The sequence below is a fragment of the Citrobacter sp. TBCP-5362 genome, from assembly GCF_005406305.1.
GTDB lineage: Bacteria > Pseudomonadota > Gammaproteobacteria > Enterobacterales > Enterobacteriaceae > Citrobacter_B > Citrobacter_B koseri.
Genome location: NZ_CP040234.1, coordinates 3,780,992 through 3,803,275, shown reverse-complemented (window position 1 = coordinate 3,803,275; position 22,284 = coordinate 3,780,992). Strand labels below are relative to the sequence as shown.

At 54.6% G+C, this 22,284-nt stretch carries 19 protein-coding genes; 12 read left to right on the top strand and 7 right to left on the bottom strand.

What is annotated here, in order from left to right; all coding sequences use genetic code 11:
• Nucleotides 1-100 precede the first annotated feature (100 nt).
• Entirely contained in the window at nucleotides 101-922 is an 822-nt protein-coding gene (dapB, locus tag FD428_RS18080; RefSeq protein ID WP_049010172.1) for a 4-hydroxy-tetrahydrodipicolinate reductase, read from the top strand.
• Nucleotides 923-970: 48 nt separating this feature from the next.
• Here dapB and FD428_RS21745 read toward each other — a convergent pair whose 3' ends face one another.
• Nucleotides 971-1,144, bottom strand: a complete 174-nt coding sequence (locus FD428_RS21745; RefSeq protein WP_160117730.1) for a hypothetical protein — start codon at nucleotides 1,142-1,144, stop codon at nucleotides 971-973.
• A 234-nt stretch (nucleotides 1,145-1,378) separates the two neighbouring features.
• Between FD428_RS21745 and carA the strand changes: the two genes are divergently transcribed.
• The 3 genes from carA (at nucleotide 1,379) to caiF (ending at nucleotide 6,422) form a co-directional block, all read left to right on the top strand.
• On the top strand, nucleotides 1,379-2,527 hold the full coding sequence (gene carA / locus FD428_RS18075; protein ID WP_024130719.1) for a glutamine-hydrolyzing carbamoyl-phosphate synthase small subunit: 1,149 nt from the start codon (nucleotides 1,379-1,381) through the stop codon (nucleotides 2,525-2,527).
• Nucleotides 2,528-2,545: 18 nt separating this feature from the next.
• Nucleotides 2,546-5,770, top strand: coding sequence for a carbamoyl-phosphate synthase large subunit (gene carB / locus FD428_RS18070; RefSeq protein ID WP_012134136.1), 3,225 nt, complete (start codon nucleotides 2,546-2,548; stop codon nucleotides 5,768-5,770).
• A gap of 259 nt (nucleotides 5,771-6,029) precedes the next feature.
• Complete coding sequence (gene caiF / locus FD428_RS18065) at nucleotides 6,030-6,422, top strand: carnitine metabolism transcriptional regulator CaiF (RefSeq protein ID WP_012134135.1); 393 nt, start codon at nucleotides 6,030-6,032, stop codon at nucleotides 6,420-6,422.
• Nucleotides 6,423-6,521: 99 nt separating this feature from the next.
• Here caiF and caiE read toward each other — a convergent pair whose 3' ends face one another.
• The 6 genes from caiE to caiT form a co-directional block, all read right to left on the bottom strand.
• Entirely contained in the window at nucleotides 6,522-7,115 is a 594-nt protein-coding gene (caiE, locus tag FD428_RS18060) for a carnitine operon protein CaiE (protein WP_114847974.1), read from the bottom strand.
• Nucleotides 7,116-7,211: 96 nt separating this feature from the next.
• The gene (caiD, locus tag FD428_RS18055; protein ID WP_114847973.1) at nucleotides 7,212-7,997 is read right to left on the bottom strand and encodes a crotonobetainyl-CoA hydratase; all 786 of its coding nucleotides are present in this window, start codon (nucleotides 7,995-7,997) and stop codon (nucleotides 7,212-7,214) included.
• 40 nt (nucleotides 7,998-8,037) lie between these two features.
• Nucleotides 8,038-9,591, bottom strand: a complete 1,554-nt coding sequence (gene caiC / locus FD428_RS18050; protein ID WP_058668555.1) for a crotonobetaine/carnitine-CoA ligase — start codon at nucleotides 9,589-9,591, stop codon at nucleotides 8,038-8,040.
• 65 nt (nucleotides 9,592-9,656) lie between these two features.
• On the bottom strand, nucleotides 9,657-10,874 hold the full coding sequence (gene caiB, locus FD428_RS18045; RefSeq protein ID WP_114847972.1) for an L-carnitine CoA-transferase: 1,218 nt from the start codon (nucleotides 10,872-10,874) through the stop codon (nucleotides 9,657-9,659).
• A gap of 324 nt (nucleotides 10,875-11,198) precedes the next feature.
• Nucleotides 11,199-12,341: a crotonobetainyl-CoA dehydrogenase gene (caiA, locus tag FD428_RS18035; protein ID WP_114847971.1), complete on the bottom strand. Its 1,143-nt coding sequence runs from the start codon at nucleotides 12,339-12,341 to the stop codon at nucleotides 11,199-11,201.
• Nucleotides 12,342-12,374: 33 nt separating this feature from the next.
• Nucleotides 12,375-13,892, bottom strand: coding sequence for an L-carnitine/gamma-butyrobetaine antiporter (gene caiT, locus FD428_RS18030; RefSeq protein WP_012134129.1), 1,518 nt, complete (start codon nucleotides 13,890-13,892; stop codon nucleotides 12,375-12,377).
• Between the two features lie 480 nt (nucleotides 13,893-14,372).
• On the opposite strand from caiT, the gene FD428_RS18025 reads away from it, so the two are divergent.
• The 8 genes from FD428_RS18025 (at nucleotide 14,373) to kefC (ending at nucleotide 22,007) form a co-directional block, all read left to right on the top strand.
• On the top strand, nucleotides 14,373-15,143 hold the full coding sequence (locus FD428_RS18025) for an electron transfer flavoprotein FixA (RefSeq protein ID WP_049008001.1): 771 nt from the start codon (nucleotides 14,373-14,375) through the stop codon (nucleotides 15,141-15,143).
• A gap of 15 nt (nucleotides 15,144-15,158) precedes the next feature.
• The gene (locus tag FD428_RS18020; protein ID WP_110494691.1) at nucleotides 15,159-16,100 is read left to right on the top strand and encodes an electron transfer flavoprotein subunit alpha/FixB family protein; all 942 of its coding nucleotides are present in this window, start codon (nucleotides 15,159-15,161) and stop codon (nucleotides 16,098-16,100) included.
• A 61-nt stretch (nucleotides 16,101-16,161) separates the two neighbouring features.
• Nucleotides 16,162-17,448: an FAD-dependent oxidoreductase gene (locus tag FD428_RS18015; RefSeq protein ID WP_012134125.1), complete on the top strand. Its 1,287-nt coding sequence runs from the start codon at nucleotides 16,162-16,164 to the stop codon at nucleotides 17,446-17,448.
• Complete coding sequence (gene fixX / locus FD428_RS18010) at nucleotides 17,445-17,732, top strand: ferredoxin-like protein FixX (RefSeq protein WP_012134124.1); 288 nt, start codon at nucleotides 17,445-17,447, stop codon at nucleotides 17,730-17,732. Before FD428_RS18015 ends, fixX begins: the two co-directional genes overlap by 4 nt.
• A gap of 117 nt (nucleotides 17,733-17,849) precedes the next feature.
• Nucleotides 17,850-19,181 (top strand): MFS transporter, encoded by a 1,332-nt coding sequence (locus tag FD428_RS18005; protein WP_024130715.1) that lies wholly within the window; start codon nucleotides 17,850-17,852, stop codon nucleotides 19,179-19,181.
• A gap of 102 nt (nucleotides 19,182-19,283) precedes the next feature.
• Nucleotides 19,284-19,517 (top strand): YgdI/YgdR family lipoprotein, encoded by a 234-nt coding sequence (locus tag FD428_RS18000; protein ID WP_012134122.1) that lies wholly within the window; start codon nucleotides 19,284-19,286, stop codon nucleotides 19,515-19,517.
• Between the two features lie 104 nt (nucleotides 19,518-19,621).
• The gene (gene kefF / locus FD428_RS17995; RefSeq protein WP_047458991.1) at nucleotides 19,622-20,152 is read left to right on the top strand and encodes a glutathione-regulated potassium-efflux system oxidoreductase KefF; all 531 of its coding nucleotides are present in this window, start codon (nucleotides 19,622-19,624) and stop codon (nucleotides 20,150-20,152) included.
• Nucleotides 20,145-22,007 carry a glutathione-regulated potassium-efflux system protein KefC gene (kefC, locus tag FD428_RS17990; protein ID WP_114847970.1) on the top strand — a complete coding sequence of 621 codons (1,863 nt, stop codon included), beginning with the start codon at nucleotides 20,145-20,147 and terminating at the stop codon, nucleotides 22,005-22,007. The genes kefF and kefC overlap by 8 nt, the downstream gene beginning before the upstream one ends.
• Nucleotides 22,008-22,284: the final 277 nt, after the last annotated feature.

Genomic DNA, 22,284 nt, shown 5'->3' with positions numbered 1-22,284 from the left:
TATCATTAAATTCTAATTATCGACGTTTTTGGCTAGCGGCGCGGCGTGGTGCTGGTTAATCTGAAAACGATTTACGCAAAATTAACAAAAGAGAATAGCTATGCATGATGCACAAATCCGCGTTGCCATCGCGGGAGCCGGGGGACGCATGGGACGTCAGCTGATTCAGGCCGCCCTGGGGATGGACGGCGTTCAACTCGGCGCGGCGCTGGAGCGGGAAGGTTCTTCATTACTGGGCAGCGATGCCGGTGAATTAGCAGGCGCAGGGAAAACGGGCGTCACCGTGCAAAGTAGCCTCGAAGCGGTAAAAGATGATTTTGACATCTTTATCGATTTCACTCGCCCGGAAGGGACGCTGGCGCACCTGGCGTTTTGCCGTCAGCACGGTAAAGGCATCGTCATTGGCACGACGGGATTTGATGACGCGGGCAAGCAGGCCATTCGCGATGCCGCGCAGGATATCGGCATTGTGTTCGCCGCCAACTTTAGCGTCGGTGTTAACGTCATGCTGAAGCTACTTGAGAAAGCGGCGAAAGTGATGGGCGACTATACCGATATTGAAATTATCGAAGCGCACCATCGCCATAAAGTGGATGCGCCGTCAGGCACCGCGCTGGCGATGGGGGAAGCGATCGCCCACGCGCTGGACAAAGATCTGAAAGCGTGCGCGGTATACAGTCGTGAAGGTTATACCGGCGAACGCGTGCCGGGCACCATCGGTTTTGCGACGGTTCGTGCCGGCGACATTGTGGGTGAACATACTGCGATGTTTGCTGATATCGGTGAACGTATTGAAATCACGCATAAGGCCTCCAGCCGTATGACGTTTGCGAATGGCGCGGTCAGATCGGCTATCTGGCTAAAATCAAAGCCAAATGGTCTTTTTGATATGCGAGATGTGCTGGATTTAAACAATTTATAGCTTGTTTTTACCCTTCGTGATGTGGTTATGGTAATCATAATTTGTTGATTACATAGGGCAATAATTTATTGCCCTATTATTTTTAGCATTATCTTTCTTTTTTTTATTTAAACTCGTAAATTTATCTGTTTTCTTCTGTTTATTTGTTGCTTTTATGTAAATTTTGACCAAATGGTCCACTTTTTTCTTCTCACTGGTTTCATAATGCATTCTTTCAGCCACGCAAGCGTTTTCCAGGACAAGTTAGCTGATCTTTTTGCCTGTTAAATCAGAACATCCTTTCCTGAGTCGTAAAACAATACAAAAAATACCGCCTTTAAGTTGACTTTTACCCGCCTTATCTTCAGAATGCCGCCGTTTGCCAGAAATCCACGGGTAAGCAGATTTGCATTGATTCAGGTTATACAAATGAATTAATATGCAAATAAAGTGAGTGAATATTCTCTGGAGGGTGTTTTGATTAAGTCAGCGCTATTGGTTCTGGAAGACGGAACCCAGTTTCACGGTCGGGCCATAGGGGCAACAGGTTCGGCGGTTGGGGAAGTCGTTTTCAATACTTCAATGACCGGTTATCAAGAAATCCTCACTGATCCTTCCTATTCCCGCCAAATTGTCACTCTTACTTATCCTCATATCGGTAATGTCGGCACCAATGAAGCCGATGAAGAATCCTCTCAGGTTCATGCGCAAGGCCTGGTCATTCGCGATCTGCCGCTGATTGCCAGCAACTTCCGCAATACTGAAGACCTCTCTTCTTACCTGAAACGCCATAACATCGTGGCGATTGCCGATATTGATACCCGTAAGCTGACGCGCCTGCTGCGTGAGAAGGGCGCACAGAACGGCTGCATTATCGCGGGTGATAACCCGGATGCGGCACTGGCGCTGGAGAAAGCGAAAGCCTTCCCGGGCCTCAACGGAATGGACCTGGCGAAAGAAGTGACCACCGCTGAATCCTATAGCTGGACGCAGGGAAGCTGGACGCTTGCAGACGACCTGCCGGAAGCCAAATCAGAAACTGACCTGCCGTTCCACGTTGTGGCTTACGACTACGGCGCGAAACGCAACATCCTGCGTATGCTGGTAGACAGAGGCTGCCGCCTGACGGTGGTTCCGGCGAAGACCTCCGCCGAAGAGGTGCTGAAGATGAACCCGGACGGTATCTTCCTCTCTAACGGCCCTGGCGATCCGGCGCCATGCGACTACGCTATCGAGGCGATTCAGGCATTCCTCGAAACCGATATTCCGGTTTTCGGCATCTGCCTCGGCCATCAGCTGCTGGCGCTGGCGAGCGGCGCGAAAACCATCAAGATGAAGTTCGGCCACCACGGCGGTAACCATCCGGTAAAAGATATCGATAACAATACCGTGATGATTACGGCGCAGAACCACGGTTTTGCGGTGGATGAGGCTTCTATGCCTGCAAATCTGCGAGTGACGCACAAATCGCTGTTCGACGGCACTCTGCAAGGGATTCATCGTACCGATAAACCGGCGTTCAGCTTCCAGGGGCACCCTGAGGCGAGCCCTGGCCCGCATGATGCCGCGCCATTGTTCGACCACTTTATCGAGTTAATTGAGCAGTACCGTCAGTCCGCGAAATAATCAGGAGTAAACAGAGCCATGCCAAAACGTACAGACATAAAAAGTATCCTGATTCTGGGTGCGGGCCCGATTGTTATCGGCCAGGCGTGTGAGTTTGACTACTCTGGCGCCCAGGCGTGTAAAGCGCTGCGCGAAGAAGGTTATCGCGTCATCCTGGTGAACTCTAACCCCGCGACCATCATGACCGACCCGGAAATGGCCGATGCGACCTACATCGAGCCGATTCACTGGGAAGTGGTGCGTAAAATTATTGAGAAAGAGCGCCCGGATGCGGTGCTGCCGACGATGGGCGGCCAGACGGCGCTGAACTGCGCGCTGGAGCTGGAGCGTCAGGGCGTGCTGGCTGAGTTCGGCGTGACCATGATTGGTGCCACTGCCGATGCGATTGATAAAGCCGAAGACCGCCGCCGTTTCGATGTGGCGATGAAGAAAATCGGCCTCGACACTGCCCGCTCCGGTATTGCGCATACGATGGAAGAGGCGCTGGCGGTTGCCGCTGACGTCGGTTATCCGTGCATTATCCGTCCATCCTTTACGATGGGCGGCACCGGCGGCGGTATTGCCTACAACCGCGAAGAGTTCGAAGAAATTTGCGCGCGCGGTCTGGATCTCTCCCCAACCAACGAACTGCTGATAGATGAGTCGCTGATTGGCTGGAAAGAGTACGAAATGGAAGTGGTGCGTGATAAGAACGACAACTGCATTATCGTCTGTTCCATTGAGAACTTTGACGCGATGGGCATCCACACCGGTGACTCCATCACGGTGGCTCCGGCGCAAACGCTGACGGACAAAGAGTACCAAATCATGCGTAACGCCTCGATGGCGGTACTGCGTGAAATCGGCGTGGAAACCGGCGGTTCCAACGTTCAGTTTGCGGTGAACCCGAAAAACGGTCGTCTGATTGTTATCGAAATGAACCCGCGCGTCTCCCGCTCCTCGGCGCTGGCGTCAAAAGCCACCGGCTTCCCGATTGCCAAAGTGGCGGCGAAACTGGCGGTGGGTTACACCCTCGACGAACTGATGAACGACATCACCGGCGGCCGTACCCCGGCATCGTTCGAACCGTCCATCGACTACGTTGTCACCAAAATTCCTCGCTTCAACTTTGAAAAATTCGCGGGCAGCAACGACCGTCTCACCACCCAGATGAAATCCGTCGGCGAAGTGATGGCGATTGGCCGCACTCAGCAGGAATCCTTACAGAAAGCGCTGCGCGGCCTGGAAGTGGGCGCCGCCGGTTTTGACCCGAAAGTGAGCCTGGATGACCCGGAAGCGCTGACCAAAATTCGTCGCGAGCTGAAAGATGCGGGCGCCGAGCGTATCTGGTACATCGCTGATGCGTTCCGCGCGGGGCTGTCTGTCGATGGCGTCTTTAACCTGACCAACATCGACCGCTGGTTCCTGGTGCAGATTGAAGAACTGGTTCGTCTGGAAGAGAAAGTGGCAGAGCTTGGCATCACCGGTCTCGACGCTGACTTCCTGCGGATGCTGAAGCGCAAAGGCTTCGCCGATGCGCGCCTGGCTAAACTGGCGGGCGTGCGCGAAGCGGAAGTGCGCAAACTGCGTGACCAGTTCAACCTGCACCCGGTTTACAAGCGCGTGGACACCTGTGCGGCGGAATTTGCTACCGACACCGCCTACATGTACTCCACTTATGAAGATGAGTGCGAAGCGAATCCGAACCAGGATCGCGACAAAATCATGGTGCTCGGCGGCGGCCCGAACCGTATCGGCCAGGGGATTGAATTTGACTACTGCTGCGTACACGCCTCGCTGGCGCTGCGCGAAGACGGTTACGAGACCATTATGGTCAACTGTAACCCGGAAACGGTCTCCACCGACTACGACACCTCCGACCGCCTGTACTTCGAGCCGGTCACGCTGGAAGATGTGCTGGAAATCGTGCGCGTCGAGAAACCGAAAGGCGTCATCGTACAGTACGGCGGCCAGACTCCGCTGAAACTGGCGCGCGCGCTGGAAGCGGCAGGCGTGCCGGTTATCGGCACCAGCCCGGATGCGATTGACCGCGCGGAAGACCGTGAGCGCTTCCAGCAGGCGGTTGACCGTCTGAAACTGAAACAGCCTGCTAACGCCACCGTGACGGCGATTGAACAGGCCGTTGAGAAGGCAAAAGAGATTGGCTATCCGCTGGTGGTTCGCCCGTCCTACGTGCTGGGTGGCCGCGCGATGGAAATCGTTTACGACGAAGCTGACCTGCGTCGTTACTTCCAGACCGCAGTCAGCGTCTCTAACGATGCGCCGGTACTGCTGGACCGCTTCCTTGATGACGCGGTGGAAGTGGATGTGGATGCTATCTGCGACGGTGAAATGGTGCTGATTGGCGGCATCATGGAGCACATCGAACAGGCGGGCGTGCACTCCGGTGACTCCGCATGTTCTCTGCCGGCCTACACGTTAAGCAAAGAGATTCAGGACGTGATGCGCCAGCAGGTGCAGAAACTGGCCTTTGAGTTGCAGGTGCGTGGTCTGATGAACGTGCAGTTCGCGGTGAAAGACAACGAAGTCTACCTGATTGAAGTGAACCCGCGTGCGGCGCGTACCGTACCGTTTGTCTCCAAAGCGACCGGCTTACCGCTGGCGAAAGTGGCGGCGCGCGTGATGGCGGGCAAATCGCTGACCGAGCAGGGCGTGACGAAAGAAATCATCCCGCCGTACTACTCGGTGAAAGAAGTGGTGCTGCCGTTCAACAAATTCCCGGGCGTTGACCCGCTGTTAGGGCCAGAAATGCGCTCTACCGGGGAAGTGATGGGCGTCGGCCGCACCTTCGCTGAAGCGTTCGCCAAAGCACAGCTTGGCAGCAGCTCGACGATGAAGAAATCGGGCCGTGCGCTGCTCTCCGTTCGTGAAGGCGACAAAGAACGCGTGGTGGACCTGGCGGCGAAGCTGCTGAAACAGGGCTTCGAACTGGATGCGACTCACGGTACGGCGATTGTGCTGGGTGAGGCGGGTATCAACCCGCGTCTGGTCAACAAGGTGCATGAAGGTCGTCCGCACATTCAGGACCGTATCAAGAATGGCGAATACACCTACATCATCAACACCACCGCAGGTCGTCAGGCGATTGAGGACTCTAAACTGATTCGCCGCAGCGCGTTGCAGTATAAAGTGCATTACGACACGACCCTGAACGGCGGCTTCGCCACGACGATGGCACTGAACGCCGATGCGACTGAAAAGGTGATCTCCGTACAGGAAATGCACGCGCAAATTACGAAGTAAGCGGCAGACGCATTTATCTGGTGATATAAAAAGGTTCCTGCAAAGGAACCTTTTTTTTACGCCATAAGGTCATTCCTGGTCACATACGCTTCCTGGATGTGGTTTTCAATGTAACAAGCACGATTTCGCTCACACTAATCAACAATTAAGTCGCATACTATCCCCTTATATCCACAATTTATTTATGGTTAATGGCGTTATTTATATTCAGGCCATAACGAACCGTAGCAAGATTTTTAATTTGTAAAATGGTGTGCTTATGAGTGAAAAATATGTTGAGAAACCACTTTATTTGTTAATTGCTGATTGGGTAATGGCAGAAAACCGGTGGGTGAGCGCCAAAGAGATCGCGAAGCAATTTAATATGGATTATTGCAAAGCGATTAATACGGTTTCGTATATTCTTTCTGAAGTGGGGGAAATAGAGTGCGAGACCAGGACGATCCCTAATCAGCTGGAAGGGCGAGGATGCCAGTGCCAGCGTCTGGTGCGTATTAAGCGTATTGACGCGCAGCTCTATGCGCGTTTGGGTCATAGCGCGCAGGAGAAGATGGTAAAAGCGGAGAGAACCCCGCGAATGCCGGTTCCGCCCGCAGAGCTAAACCGCGAGCAGAAATGGCAGATGATGCTATCAAAAAGTATGCGTCGGTAATGTCGGTGTGCCGGATGATGGCGTAAATGCCTTATCCGGCCTGCAACGGCGTGTTGACCCGTAAGCCGGATAAGCGTTAGCGCCATCCGGCACAAAGCGCTACGCCGATTTTGGCTTCACCTCCGTCGTGCCTTTCAGGCGCGGCCGGTTCTTTTCGACCTGGGTTAAGGGTTGCGTTTCACATAGCGATGCCCGACAGCGTACCGCGAGATCCTGATATTCCTGCGTGTTGAGCCGTTTCCAGTGCAGCTCTTCATCCGTGACATCACGTTTGACGCGTGCAGGCGCGCCAACCAGCAGCTGCCTGGGCGCGCCGACAAAACCTGCTTTTACAAAACTCATGGCGGCAACGATACTCTCTTCGCCGATGATTGCGCCATCCATGATTACGCTGTTCATGCCCACTAACGCATCACGACCAACCACGCAGCCGTGAAGGATTGCGCCGTGCCCGATATGCCCGTTTTCATGCACGATGGTGTCGGTATCGCAATAACCGTGCATGATGCAGCTATCCTGAAGGTTAGCGCCCGCCTCAAGAATCAGACGCCCATAGTCGCCGCGCAGCGATGCAAGTGGGCCGATGTAGACGCCGGCGCCGACGATGACATCGCCAATCAACACGGCGCTGGGATGCACGTACGCCTCTGGATGTACTACCGGAATCAGGCCTTCAAAGGCGTAATAGCTCATGGTTATTCCTCCGTGATTGTTGTCGGATGGCGACAGCGCCTTATCCGACCTACGGCAGTAGGCGGATAAGCGTTAGCGCCATCCGGCAGTACGGCGCTAGCGGCCTTTCCAGACCGGATCGCGTTTTTCGGCAAACGCCTGCGGGCCTTCGATCGCATCTTCAGAGTGCAGTACCGACGGGTAGTGCTTCAATGCGCCGCTGCGAATGTAGCGATAACCTTCTTCCACAGGCATTTCACTGGTTGCGCGGTAGATCTCTTTGAGGGCGGCGATCGCCAACGGCGCGCTGTTCACCAGCTGTTGCGCCAGTTCACGGGCGCTGTCCATTAACGCTTGCTGGCTGACAACCCGGTTCACAATTCCCCAGCGCAAGGCTTCTTCTGCGTCCATTCGTCTGCCGGTCATCAGCATTTCGTTGACGATAGCAGGCGGCAACAGCTTAGGCAGGCGCAGCACACCGCCGCTGTCAGGCACAATGCCGAGCTTTGCTTCAGGCAGCGCGAAACTGGCGTTATCGGCGCAGACGATAAAATCCGCCGCCAGCGCCAGTTCGAACCCGCCGCCGAAGGCATAGCCGTTAACGGCGGCAATCACCGGTTTATCCAGGTCAAAGATCTCGGTTAAACCGGCAAACCCGCCGGGGCCAAAATCGGCGTCCGGGGCTTCGCCTTCGGCTGCCGCTTTTAAATCCCAGCCTGCGGAGAAGAATTTTTCGCCGCCACCGGTGATGATCGCCACACGTAATTCGGGATCGTCACGGAAATTGAGAAAAACTTCGCCCATCTCAAAACTGGTTTTTGCGTCTATTGCATTCACTTTCGGGCGATCCAGCGTAATTTCCAGAATTGGGCCGTGACGGGTCAAATGTAATGATTCACTCATATCTTCACTCCATTATTTAAAATCGGACGGGTAAGAATGCTTATTTCAGGTTCTTTTTAATTATTTTTCCTGAACAGTTTCGGGGCAGATCATTTCTTATCTCAAGAAAAGAGGGGACTTTGAATTTCGCCATATTCTGTTCACAGAAAGCGAAAAACTCCTCTTCCGTTAATGTTTCACCTTCATTAAGCACCACAAAGGCTTTAATGGCTTCATCGCGAATCGAATCGTGAATACCAATAACGACGATGTCCTGAATTTTGGGATGAGCCGAAATAATGTTTTCCAGTTCGACGCAGGAGACATTTTCGCCGCCGCGTTTAATCATGTTGCAACGCCTGTCGACGAAATAGAAAAATCCCTCCTCATCCCGATAGCCGGAATCACCGGTATGCAGCCAGCCGTTGGCTTCCAGCGCTTTGGCGGTGGCTTCCGGCCTGGCGTAATACTCTTTAAAGAGGGTTTTTCCCGGCACGCCTTTAATACAGATTTCACCGATTTCTCCGGCGGGCAGCGAGCGGTTCTGCTCATCGCGGATGTCCGCCTCATAGCAAAATCCAGGGCGACCAATAGATGGCCAGCGCCGTTTATCGCCGGGACGATCGCCAATAATGCCGACAATGGTTTCCGTCATCCCGTAAGAGGTCAGCAGCCGGACGCCGAAACGTGCAATAAAAGCGTCTTTTTCCTGCACGGAAAGGTTGAGATAGAACATCACTTCGCGCAGACAATGCTGCCTCTCTTCCGGGGAGGCGGGCTGCACCATCAGCGTCCTGATCATCATCGGAATACATTCCGTGACGGTGGCGCGATACTTTCGTACCTGTCCCCAGAACGCGCGGGCGCTGTATTTTTCGATCAGCACAAAGGTGCTGCCTGCGGAGAATGCCGCCATTGCCGCAGTACACTGACAGTCAATATGAAAGGCGGGCATCACCGTCAGATAGACGTCATCTTCACGCAGCGCACACTGCCAGGAGGAGTAGTAACCCGCAAAACGCAGGTTGTAATGGGTAATGACCACGCCTTTGGGCCGCGAGGTGGTGCCAGAAGTAAACAGAATCTCCGCCGTGTCGTCAGTGGATAACGGCGGCGCATAGCACAATGTGGCAGGCTGCTGGTCTTTCAGTTGAGAAAAATGGCTAACGTTATCTTCAACGGGCGCATTTTCGCCAATCAGACAGATATGATTGAGCAGGGTATCGTCCTCAAGCAGTATCTGGCGATACATCGGATAAAATTCAGCGCTGGTGACGATGAGCTGCGCGCGGCTGTTTTGTAAAATCCAGGCGCTCTCTTCGCGCAGGAGCCTGGCATTGATCGGCACCATGATGGCGCCAATTTTGGCCAGACCAAACCAGCAGAAAAAGAACTCCGGGCAGTTATCCAGATGCAGCGCGACGTTATCGCCTTTCTGAATTCCTGAGGCGAGGAAAAGGTTCGCCGTGCGGTTGATCTCCTCATTCAGCGACGCGTAGCTGAATTGCCGGACAACGCCTTCGCTGGATTCAAAAATAAGCGCCGTTTTATTTCCGTATACCTCGGCCAGGTCGTCCCACATCTGACGTAAGTTTTGTCCGCCAACGATATCCATTGCACTGTTATCCGTTCGAAAATAGGCATGCGCGCTAACCGGATAAACCGGTTAGCGCTTTGCGTTTAATCCTCAACTTTGGCCAGACCCTTGCTGACCAGTTCCTGTATATCTGCTTCGTTGTAACCGATGTTTTTTAGAATGGCGGCGGTGTCCATGCCATGCGACGGCATGCCACGCCAGATTTTCCCTGGGTTGTTTTTGAATTTCGGCATGATGTTTGGCCCTTTACAGGTGCGGCCATCCATCGTGTGCCACTCGGTAATGGATTCGCGGGCGACGTACTGCGGGTTGCTTTCCAGTTCTGGAATGGTCAGCACTTTCGCGCAGGCGATATTCAGCTCGGCGAAACGCGCCTGCACGTCGGCGATGGAACGGGTCGCCAGCCACGCATCCAGTTTTTCCTCGACTAACGGCCCGTAAGGGCACTCAACGCGATGGATAAGCTGGGTGCCTTCCGGCACCTCTGGCGTACCCAGAATGTGCGCCAGGCCGATATCCTTAAAGCACTCGTTGATCTGCGTAATGCCGACCAGCTCCATCACGATGTAACCGTCTGCGCATTTATACAGCCCGCATCCGGCGTAGTAGGGGTCTTTGCCTTTGGTCATGCGCGGGCAAATTTCGCCGCCGTTGAAGTAATCCATCATGAAGTACTGACCCATGCGCAGCATCACTTCATACATCGCCACATCAATGCTCTCGCCTTTGCCGGTTTCACGCACTCTGTGCAAAGCCGCCAGCGCGGCGGTGGTGGCGGTCATCCCGGAAAAATAGTCCGCCGTATACGGGAACGCGGGCATGGGTTGATCGACATCGCCGTTCTGAATCAGGTAGCCGCTAAAGGCCTGGGCGATGGTGTTGTAAGCCGGGAGGTTGGTGTACTCCTCCGTGCCGTACTGGCCGAAACCGGAAAGGTGGGCGATCACCAGTTTGGGGTTGTGCTCCCACAGCACGTCATCGGTAATTCCGCGACGGGCAAACGCCGGGCCTTTGCTGGCTTCGATGAAGATGTCAGTGGTTTCCATGAGTTTCAGAAACGCTTCCCGACCTTCATCTTTGAAGATGTTAAGGGAGAGGGCATGCAAGTTTCGGCGTGAAAGCTGCGGATAGTTCGGCTGGACGCGAATGGTATCGGCCCAGGCGACGTTTTCAATCCAGATCACTTCCGCGCCCCACTCTGCGAACATTTGTCCGGCGAACGGCCCGGCGATTTCAATCCCGGAGAACACGACCCGCAATCCGGCGAGCGGCCCGAAAGTGGGCATCGGTAAACGTTTCATAAATAAATTCCTGCATTTTTTGTAGGCCCGGTAAGCGCAGCGCCACCGGGCATATCGCCGGATGGCGGTGTAAACGCCTTATCCGGCCTACGATGTTTGTAGGCCCGGTAAGCGCAGCGCCACCGGGCAAATTGCCGGATGGCGGCATAAACGCCTTATCCGGCCTACGATGGTTTGTAGGCCCGGTAAGCGCAGCACCACCGGGCATGTTGCCGGATGGCGGCGTAAACGCCTTACCCGGCCTACGATGGTTTGTAGGCTCGGTAAGCGTAGCGCCACCGGGTAAATTGCCGGATGGTTTGTAGGCCCGCCACCGGGCAATGTTTAACGGTATTGCTTCAGCACGGCGCGGCCGAGCGTCAGGATCTGCATTTCGTCAGAGCCGCCGGAGACGCGGTCAACGCGCAGGTCACGCCAGAAACGCGTAATGCGGTGGTTGCCCGCAATCCCGACGCCGCCCAATACCTGCATGGCGCTGTCTACCACGTCAAACGCGGCGTTGGCGCAGAAGTATTTACACATCGCGGCATCGCCCGAGGTGATGGTGCCGTTATCCGCTTTCCACGCGGCTTCCAGCAGCATGTTTTTCATGGAGTTTAATTTGATCGCCATATGCGCGAACTTCTCCTGAATCAGCTGGAAGCGGCCGATCGTCTCGCCAAACTGCACGCGCTGATTGGCGTAACGCGCAGCGTCTTCGAACGCGCACATCGCCGTACCGTAGTTGGTTAAAGCCACCAGGAAACGTTCGTGGTCGAACTCTTCTTTTACGCGGTTAAAGCCATTACCTTCCCGGCCGAACATGTCTTTTTCGTCCAGCTCAACATCGTCAAAACTGATTTCACAGCAGCTGTCCATGCGCAGGCCGAGCTTCTCAAGTTTGTTAACCTTGATGCCGGGTTTGCTCATATCGACAAACCATTCGGTATAAATCGGTTTGTCCGGGGAGGCGCCGTCCCGTGCCATCACCACGATGTAGGGGGTGTAGGCGCTACTGGTGATGAAACACTTGCTGCCGTTAAGATAAACCTTACCATTTTTACGGGTATAGGTAGTTTTTAAACTGCCAACATCCGATCCCGCTCCCGGTTCGGTGATCGCCGAGTTCCACATCTGCTTGCCGGTTCCCTGGAACGCCATGATTTTATCAATTTGCTCCTGGGTTCCTTCACGCAGGAAAGTGTTAAAACCTCCCGGCAATTGGTACAACACGTAAGTTGGCGCGCCCAGACGCCCCAGTTCCATCCATACGGCGGCAACGGTGACGAAACCGGCTTCCAGCCCGCCGTGTTCTTCCGGGATCAACAGGCTGTCGATGCCCATATCCGCCAGCGCTTTCACAAAACGTTCCGGGTAGACGCTGTCGCGATCGCACTCGGCAAAGTAGGCTTCCCAGTTCTCACTGGCCATCAGTTCACGAATACCGGCGACAAACAGTTCCTGCTCGTCATTCAAATTAAAATCCATCTTCCAGCCTCATTTGTAAGGAGTTTATTGAGTTTATTTATCTTTCCAGTGCACTTTGGCGTCTTTGATAAAGGAGAGCGTTACCATGATGTTGACGAAGAACAGCGGGCATCCTCCGGCGATAATCGCGGTTTGAATGGGTTTTAACCCGCCGAGCGCTAACAGGACGATGCCGATAACGCCAACCAGCACCGACCAGCCGATACGTACCAGCAGCGGCGGCTCTTCACCGTCGCGCACTTCGCGGCAGGTGGACATGGCCAGCGTGTAGGAGCAGGCGTTAATCAGCGTGACGGTGGCGATAAAGCAGAGGATGAAGAATCCCCACATCGTAGCCGTGCTGAATGGCAGTGCGGCCCAGGTTTCGATGATGGCGCGCGCCACGCCGTGCTGTTCGATAAGTTGTGGAATATTGAGGATATTTTTATCCATCAGCAGCAGGGTGTTGCTGCCAAGAACGGTCCACAGAATCCAGGTGGAGGCGGTCAGGCCGAGCACCATCCCAAAGCACAGTTCGCGCACGGTACGGCCGCGGGAAATACGCGCGAGGAAGATACTCATCTGGATGGCGTAAATGACCCACCATGCCCAGTAGAAAACGGTCCAGCCCTGCGGGAAGCCGCCTTTGCCGATCGCATCGGTGTAGAACAACATGCGTGGCAGATACATCAACAGCATACCGACGGAATCGGTGAAGTAGTTCATGATGAAACTGGCGCCGCTGACGATAAACACCCAGCCGAGCATCAGGAAGCTGAGATAGCTACGCACGTCACTGGCGATTTTCACCCCTTTTTGCAGGCCGCAGGCCACGCAAATGGCGTTCAGAACGATCCAGCAGGTAATGATGATGGCGTCCAGTTCCAGCGTATGAGGGATGCCGAACAGATACTGCATACACTCGGTCACCAGCGGCGTCGCCAGGCCGAGGCTGGTGCCCATCGCGAAGATCAGCGCCACCAGATAGAAGTTATCGACAATAGTACCGAATAACCCTTTCGCGTGTTTCTCGCCCACTAAAGGTACCAGCGTCGAGCTGGGACGAATCACGTCCATTTTGCGAACAAAAAAGAAGTAGGCGAACGCGACGGAGAGGAAGCTGTAAGTCGCCCACGGTAACGGCCCCCAGTGAAACAGGCTGTAGGCGAGGCCGATCTCTTTGGCGCCGTTGGAGCCAGGTGCCAGAGCAAAGGGCGGCGTCGAGATGTAATAATAAATTTCGATTGAGCCCCAGAACAGCACGGCGGCGGAAGTGCAGGAGGCGAACATCATGAAAATCCAGCTGGCGGTGCTGAATTCCGGCGGTTCATCACCTAATCTTTTTTTAGCGTAAGGGCCGAAGACCAGCCAGAACCAGCCAAAAAGCATCACCACCATGTACCATTCAAATGCCCAACCCCAGATATTTGTGACATAACTGAAGACGGCATTAATAACAATATTCGCAGCGTCGAGATCTCTGACGGTTAGCCAACAAAGTATCCCTACAATTATTAACGGCGGGAAAAAAACCTTAGGTTCAATCCCGGACTTTCTCTTTTCATTTTTCATGAGTCAATTCCAGTGTCAAAACGAAATTTATGTTACGTTCCCGTTTGTTATATTTTGTTTATTTTTCTTAGTAATAATCTGATGACAGTTAGACCTCAGAGTCGCTTTGGCGAGTAACTCATAATGGGTATTCATTTTGCGGTAATCTGTTATGTTGATCACACTTTTTTGTCTGGTGTTTTTGACCATGATTTTCAAATAAAATCAATGTAAAACAATTGGATATATTGCATCTTGGTCGAATTTCGCGCATCTCTCATTCAATATTGGTGATCCATCAAACAATATTGAAAATTTTTATGTTCTACGGGTGCTGTTCAATATTAGTGAGGTGCTTAACAATATTGAAAGTTGTAAATATCAGCGTGTGACATTTTCAATATTGGTGATTAAAGTTTTATTTCCGAATTAAAGAGCGTGATATCTGTATTTAACACCGCCGATATGGATGACGTTTCCTTCATGATTTCTGGAGATGCAATGAAGATAATTACTTGTTACAAGTGCGTGCCTGATGAACAGGATATTGCGATCAATAATGCCGATGGTTCATTAGATATCAGCAAAGCGGATGCCAAAATCAGTCAGTACGATCTGAATGCGATTGAAGCTGCCTGCCAGTTAAAGCAGCAGGCAAGCGATGCCCAGGTGATTGCCATGAGCGTAGGCGGCAAGGCGCTGACCAACGCCAAAGGGCGTAAAGATGTGCTCTCCCGTGGGCCAGATGAACTGGTCGTGGTGATAGACGACCAGTTTGAACAGGCTTTGCCGCAACGCACCGCCGCAGCGCTTGCCGCCGCCGCGCAAAAATCGGGCTTTGATCTGATCGTTTGCGGCGACGGTTCCTCCGACCTTTATGCCCAGCAGGTCAGCCTGCTGGTGGGTGAAACGCTGAACATTCCGGCCATCAACGGCGTGAGCAAAATCCTCTCCCTGACGGAAAGTGCGCTTACCGTTGAGCGTGAACTGGAAGATGAAATTGAAACCCTGAGTATTCCCCTGCCTGCGGTGGTGGCGGTCTCCACAGACATTAACGCTCCGCAGATCCCGTCGATGAAAGCGATTCTGGGCGCGGCGAAAAAACCGGTGCAGGTCTGGTCTGCGGCGGATATTGGTTTCAGTGCGCCAGACGCGTACTCCGTCCAGAAGGTCGCCGCACCGAAACAACGCGAGCGTCAGCGCATCGTTATTGAAGGCGATGGTGAAGAACAGATCGCCGCGTTCGCCGAACATCTGCGCAAAATCATTTAATTACCGGGGGATATTATGAACACGTTTTCTCATGTCTGGGTATTCAGCGATACCCCTTCTCGTCTGCCGGAACTGATGAGCGGCGCACTGGCTTCAGGCGAGCAGATTCATGCGTTTGTGCAGCACGACGCCGAGGGCGAGACGGCACGCCAACTGGGGGCGAATCACATCTGGCATTTACGCGGTAAACCGGACGACCGCATGGTGGAAGATTACGCCGGGGTGATGGCGCAGACGATTCGCCAGCAGGGGGATTCGGGTCTGGTGCTGCTGCCTAATACCCGCCGTGGCAAACTGCTGGCGGCAAAGCTGGGATTTCGTCTCGCGGCGGCCGTCTCTAACGACGCCAGTGCGGTAACGCAGCAGGAGGGCCATGCGACCGTCCGGCATATGGTCTACGGCGGGCTGGCGATTGGCGAAGAGACCATCACATCACCGTATGCGGTGATCACCGTCGGCAGCGGCACGTTCGAGGCGCAACAGGCGGACGCGTCCCGCCACGGCGAGTCGCATGACGTGCAGTGGCAGTCGCCAGATGTCGTCGTAACGCGCACCGCAACGCAGGCGCGCCAGAGCAACACGGTCGATCTTGATAAAGCGCGACTGGTGGTCAGCGTCGGGCGCGGCATCGGCAGCAAAGAGAATATCTCGCTGGCCCAGGCGCTGTGTCAGGCCATAGGCGCGGAACTGGCGTGTTCTCGTCCGGTGGCGGAAAACGAAAAATGGATGGAGCACGAGCGTTATGTTGGCATCTCCAACCTGATGCTTAAACCAGAGCTTTACCTCGCGGTGGGCATTTCCGGGCAGATCCAGCACATGGTGGGCGCGAACGGTTCACAAACCATCTGCGCCATCAACAAAGATAAAAATGCGCCGATATTTCAATACGCTGATTACGGCATTGTCGGCGATGTGATGAAGATTCTGCCTGCGCTTACGAGCGCTTTAGCACGCTGATCCACTCGGGCAGGGCTTGTGGGTATCGGCCCTGCCGCTGACAGGTAAATCTGGAGTTCTTATGTCCGAAGATATCTTTGATGCCATCATCGTGGGGGCCGGGCTGGCGGGTTCTGTCGCGGCGCTGGTGCTCGCCCGTGAAGGGGCGCAGGTGCTGGTTATTGAGCGCGGCAATTCCGCTGGCGCGAAGAATGTCACCGGCGGGCGCATCTACGCGCACAGTCTGGAGCGCATTATCCCCGGTTTTGCTGAGCATGCCCCGGTTGAACGCGTGATCACCCATGAAAAACTCGCTTTTATGACCGAAAAAGGGGCGATGGCGGTGGATTACGTCAATGGCGAGGATGCCGCGCCTTCGCAGGTCTCTTATTCCGTATTGCGCAGTAAATTTGACGCCTGGCTGATGGAACAGGCTGAAGAGGCGGGCGCGCAGCTGATAACCGGCATCCGCGTGGATAATCTTGTTCAGCGCGACGGCAAAGTGGTGGGCGTTGAGGCGGATGGCGACGTTATTGAAGCGAAAACTGTCATTCTCGCTGATGGCGTGAACTCGCTGTTGGCGGAAAAGCTGGGAATGGCGAAACGTGTAGATGCCGCCCATGTCGCGGTAGGCGTAAAAGAGTTAATTGAGTTGCCTGAATCGGTCATTGTGGATCGCTTCGGATTACAGGGAAATGAAGGCGCGGCCTGTCTGTTTGCCGGTTCTCCGACCGACGGTCTGATGGGCGGCGGCTTCCTCTATACCAATAAAACGACCCTCTCTTTGGGGCTGGTTTGCGGTCTGCATCATCTGAAAGAGGCGAAAAAGTCGGTTCCACAAATGCTGGAAGATTTTAAACAGCATCCGGCGGTGGCGCCGCTGATTGCGGGCGGAAAACTGCTGGAGTACGCCGCGCACGTCGTCCCGGAAGCGGGAATGAATATGCAGCCGGAGCTGGTGGGCGACGGCGTGCTGATTGCCGGTGACGCCGCCGGTATGTGTATGAACCTCGGTTTTACGATTCGCGGTATGGACCTGGCCGTCGCGGCAGGGGAAGCGGCGGCGAAGACCGTACTTTCGGCCATGCAGAGCAACGATTTCAGCCGACAGGGGCTGGCGGAATATCGACAGCATCTCGACAACGGGCCGATGCGGGATATGCGTATGTACCAGCGCTTACCGGCGTTTCTGGACAACCCGCGTATGTTCACGCGCTACCCTGAAATGGCGGTGGGCATTGCCCGCGATCTGTTTACCGTCGATGGCAGCGCTCCCGTCCCTGTGCGTAAAAAAATCCTGCGCCACGCGAAGAAAGTGGGCTTCATCAACCTGATGAAGGATGGCATCAAAGGAGTGACCGTATTATGACTTCTCCCGTCAATGTGGACGTCAAACTGGGCGTCAATAAATTCAATGTGGATGAAGACAATCCGCACATCATCCTGAAAACCGAACCGGATAAGCAGGCGCTGGAGGTGCTGATCAAGGCGTGTCCGGCCGGGTTGTATAAAAAGCAGGACGACGGCAGCGTGCGTTTTGATTACGCCGGGTGCCTGGAGTGCGGCACCTGTCGAATCCTCGGGTTGGGGACGGCGTTGGAGAAATGGGAATACCCGCGCGGCACCTTTGGCGTGGAATTTCGCTACGGCTGAGGTTGATGCCGGATGGCGTCGCTGATGCGTCTTATCCGGCCTACAAAATACGTGATTCGTAGGCCTGATAAGCGTAGCGCCATCAGGCATCAAGTGAAAACAAAACAGGACGCGGCTATGCAGCAGCCCAGGAACTTTGACGACATTAAATTCTCCTCTATTCACCGCAGAATTATGCTGTGGGGAAGCGGCGGGCCGTTCCTGGACGGTTACGTACTGGTCATGATTGGCGTGGCGCTGGAGCAGCTCACGCCTGCGCTGAAGCTGGATGCGCAGTGGCTGGGGTTACTGGGGGCAGGCACGCTGGCCGGGCTGTTTGTCGGTACGTCGCTGTTCGGCTATATCTCAGACAAAGTGGGGCGACGTAAAATGTTCCTCATCGATATCATCGCCATTGGGGTGATATCGGTAGCGACGATGTTTGTCTCATCGCCGATGGAGTTGCTCGTCATGCGCGTGCTGATTGGGGTGGTGATTGGCGCGGATTATCCTATCGCCACCTCGATGATTACCGAGTTTTCCAACACCCGCCAGCGCGCCTTCTCGATCAGTTTTATTGCCGCGATGTGGTACGTCGGCGCCACCTGCGCCGATCTGGTCGGTTACTGGTTGTACGATGTGGCGGGCGGATGGCGCTGGATGCTGGGGAGCGCGGCAATTCCCTGCATTATGATCCTGATCGGGCGCTTCGATCTTCCCGAATCACCGCGCTGGCTGTTGCGTAAGGGGCGGGTGAAAGAGTGTGAGGAGATGATGATTAAACTGTTTGGCGAACCGGTGGCGTTCGATGAAGAACCGCCCCAGGAGACGCGCTTCTTACAGCTGTTTAATCGCCGTCACTTCCCGTTTGTTTTGTTTGTCGCCGCCATCTGGACCTGCCAGGTCATCCCGATGTTCGCCATCTATACCTTTGGCCCGCAGATTGTCGGCCTGCTGGGGCTGGGCGTCGGGAAAAGCGCGGCGCTGGGTAATGTGGTAATCAGTTTGTTCTTTATGCTGGGCTGTATTCCGCCGATGTACTGGCTGAACAGCATAGGGCGACGGCCATTGCTGATCGGCAGCTTTGTTATGATGACGCTGGCGCTGGCTGTGCTGGGGCTGATCCCAGAAATGGGGATCTGGCTGGTGGTTGCGGCCTTTGCGGTGTACGCCTTTTTCTCCGGCGGCCCGGGGAACCTTCAGTGGCTCTATCCGAATGAGCTGTTCCCGACGGATATTCGCGCGTCTGCCGTGGGCGTCATTATGTCCCTGAGTCGAATTGGCACCATCCTTTCAACGTGGGCGCTGCCGATCTTCATCACCAGATATGGGATCAGCTACGTCATGCTGATGGGGGCGGGAATTTCACTTATCGGTCTGCTTATTTCCATCGCCTTTGCGCCGGAGACGCGTGGACTGACGCTTGCCCAGACGAGCAGTATGACGATTCGCAACAAGCCTCTGTGCTAGGGGATATCTTCAGAGTGTTCTGTATTTTCTTTTAAGGTCAGTCAGTTAGTCTATAGTTAATGGGTATGCCACTGAAAATGACTGAAAAGCAGGGAGAACACCATGCAAAAACAACTTCTTATTGCGTCTCTTTTTGCCGCTGCGACGGTATTTACCGTAGCGGGCTGTTCATCAAACCAGGCCATAAAAACCACCGACGGCAAAACGATCGTCACTGATGGTAAACCACAGGTCGATGATGATACCGGACTGGTGTCCTACAAAAACGCAGAAACCGGTAAAACGGAACAGATCAACCGCGATCAGGTGAAGAACATGAGCGAACTGGATAATTAATTCAGTTTTATCCATTTAGCTGCTCAATAATATTCACTATTAGCCTGTTAAATTACTGACTACACTCTGTGGTAAAACAGAGATGTAAAATAACAGGCTACTTCATGATCCTCATTATTTATGCCCATCCGTATCCGCAGCACTCGCATGCGAATAAACGGATGCTGGAACAGGCAAGGACGCTGGATGGCGTCGAAATTCGCTCGCTCTATCAACTTTACCCTGACTTCAATATTGATGTTGCCGCCGAGCAGCAGGCGCTGGCGCGCGCGCGTCTTATCATCTGGCAGCATCCAATGCAGTGGTACAGCGTTCCCCCTTTACTCAAACTCTGGATGGACAAAGTCCTCGCGCATGGCTGGGCCTACGGGCATGGCGGCACGGCGCTCCGGGGTAAAGATCTGATGTGGGCCGTGACGACCGGCGGAGGCGAAAGCCACTTCGCTATTGGCGCCTATCCGGGCTTTGACGTGCTCTCGCAGCCGTTACAGGCTACCGCGCTCTATTGTGGGCTCAACTGGCTGCCGCCTTTTGCGATGCACTGTACGTTTGTCTGTGATGACGAAACGCTCCAGGCGCAGGCGCGCCACTACAAGCAACGTTTGCTGGCGTGGCAGGAGGCAAATCATGGATAGCCATACGCTGATACAGGCGCTGATTTACCTGGGGTCGGCCGCGCTGATTGTGCCGATTGCCGTCCGGCTGGGCTTAGGGTCGGTGCTGGGCTACCTCATTGCCGGGTGTATTATCGGCCCGTGGGGGCTGCGTCTGGTGACGGACGCTGAAGCTATTCTCCATTTCGCCGAAATTGGCGTGGTGCTGATGCTGTTTGTGATTGGGCTGGAGCTGGACCCGCAGCGTTTGTGGAAACTGCGTGCGTCGGTTTTTGGCGGCGGCGCGTTGCAGATGGTGGTATGCGGTGGGTTGATTGGCCTGTTCTGTATGTTCCTCGGTCTGCGCTGGCAGGTGGCGGAGCTGATCGGCATGACGCTGGCGCTCTCTTCCACGGCGATTGCGATGCAGGCGATGGATGAGCGTAACCTGACCGTCTCGCAAATGGGCCGTAGCACATTCGCCGTGCTGCTGTTTCAGGATATTGCCGCTATTCCGCTGGTGGCGATGATCCCCTTACTGGCCGCCAGCAGCGCCTCAACGACGCTGGGCGTCTTTGCGCTGTCTGCGTTAAAAGTGGCGGGAGCGCTGGCGCTGGTGGTGCTGTTAGGGCGATATGTCACGCGTCCGGCGTTGCGTTTTGTCGCGCGTTCCGGTTTGCGTGAAGTGTTCAGCGCCGTGGCCCTGTTTCTGGTCTTTGGCTTCGGCTTGCTGCTGGAAGAAGTGGGGCTGTCGATGGCGATGGGGGCGTTTCTGGCGGGCGTGTTGCTGGCAAGCTCGGAATACCGGCATGCGCTGGAAAGCGACATAGAGCCATTTAAAGGGCTGCTGCTGGGGCTGTTCTTTATCGGCGTCGGCATGTCTATCGACTTTGGCACGCTGATCGATAATCCGTTACGCATTCTTATCCTGCTGGTCGGTTTCCTGGTCATTAAAACGGTAATGCTGTGGCTGGTCGCCAGGCCGCTACGGGTGCCGAATAAGCAACGTCTCTGGTTTGCCGTATTATTAGGACAGGGGAGTGAGTTTGCCTTTGTGGTATTCGGCGCGGCGCAAATGGCCAATGTACTCGACCCGGAATGGGCGAAGGCCTTGACGCTCACCGTTGCGCTCTCAATGGCGGCGACGCCCATTTTTCTGGTGCTCCTGAGCCGTCTGGAAAAATCCGCAACCGGCGAAGCGCGTGAAGCGGATGAGATCGATGCGGAGCAACCGCGCGTGATCATCGCCGGATTTGGCCGTTTTGGGCAGATTACGGGGCGTTTGCTGCTGTCGAGCGGGGTAAAAATGGTGGTTCTCGACCATGACCCGGATCATATTGAAACGCTGCGCAAATTTGGCATGAAGGTCTTTTACGGTGACGCGACGCGCATGGATTTGCTGGAGTCCGCCGGTGCGGCGAAAGCGGAAGTGCTGATCAACGCGATTGACGATCCGCAAACCAGTTTACAACTGACAGAAATGGTAAAAGCCCATTTTCCCGACCTGCAAATTATTGCCCGCGCCCGCGATGTCGATCACTACATCCGTCTGCGACAGGCCGGTGTTGATATGCCGGAGCGTGAAACGTTTGAAGGCGCGTTAAAAACAGGGCGTCAGGCGCTGGAGAAATTAGGGCTGGGACGCTACGAGGCGCGCGAGCGTGCCGATCTGTTCCGTCGTTTTAATACGCAGATGGTGGAAGAGATGGCGAAAGGGGAAAACGATCCAACGTCCCGCGCGGCTGTCTATAAACGCACCAGCGCTATGTTGAGCGAGATTATTACTGAAGACCGTGAACATTTATCGTTAATTCAACGCCACGGCTGGCAAGGCACGGATGAAGGTAAACATACGGGTGACGCAGATGATGAGCCGGAAGTGAAACCGTCAACGTAGGCCAGGTAAGGCGTTTATGCCGCCATCCGGCAATTTGCCCGGTGGCGCTAAGCTTACCGGGCCTACAAACCATCGTAGGCCGGATAAGGCATTTATGCCGCCATCCGGCAATTTGCCCGGTGGTGCTGCGCTTACCGGGCCTACAAACCATCGTAGGCCGGATGGCGCGTCTGATTGCCTGATGGCGGCCTGCGAGCTGACACCGCTTTAAATAAGTCGGGTTGCCAGCAGAACGGAAAATTTTCGTGCTATTCCTCTTTTCGTTAGTCGACGAAAG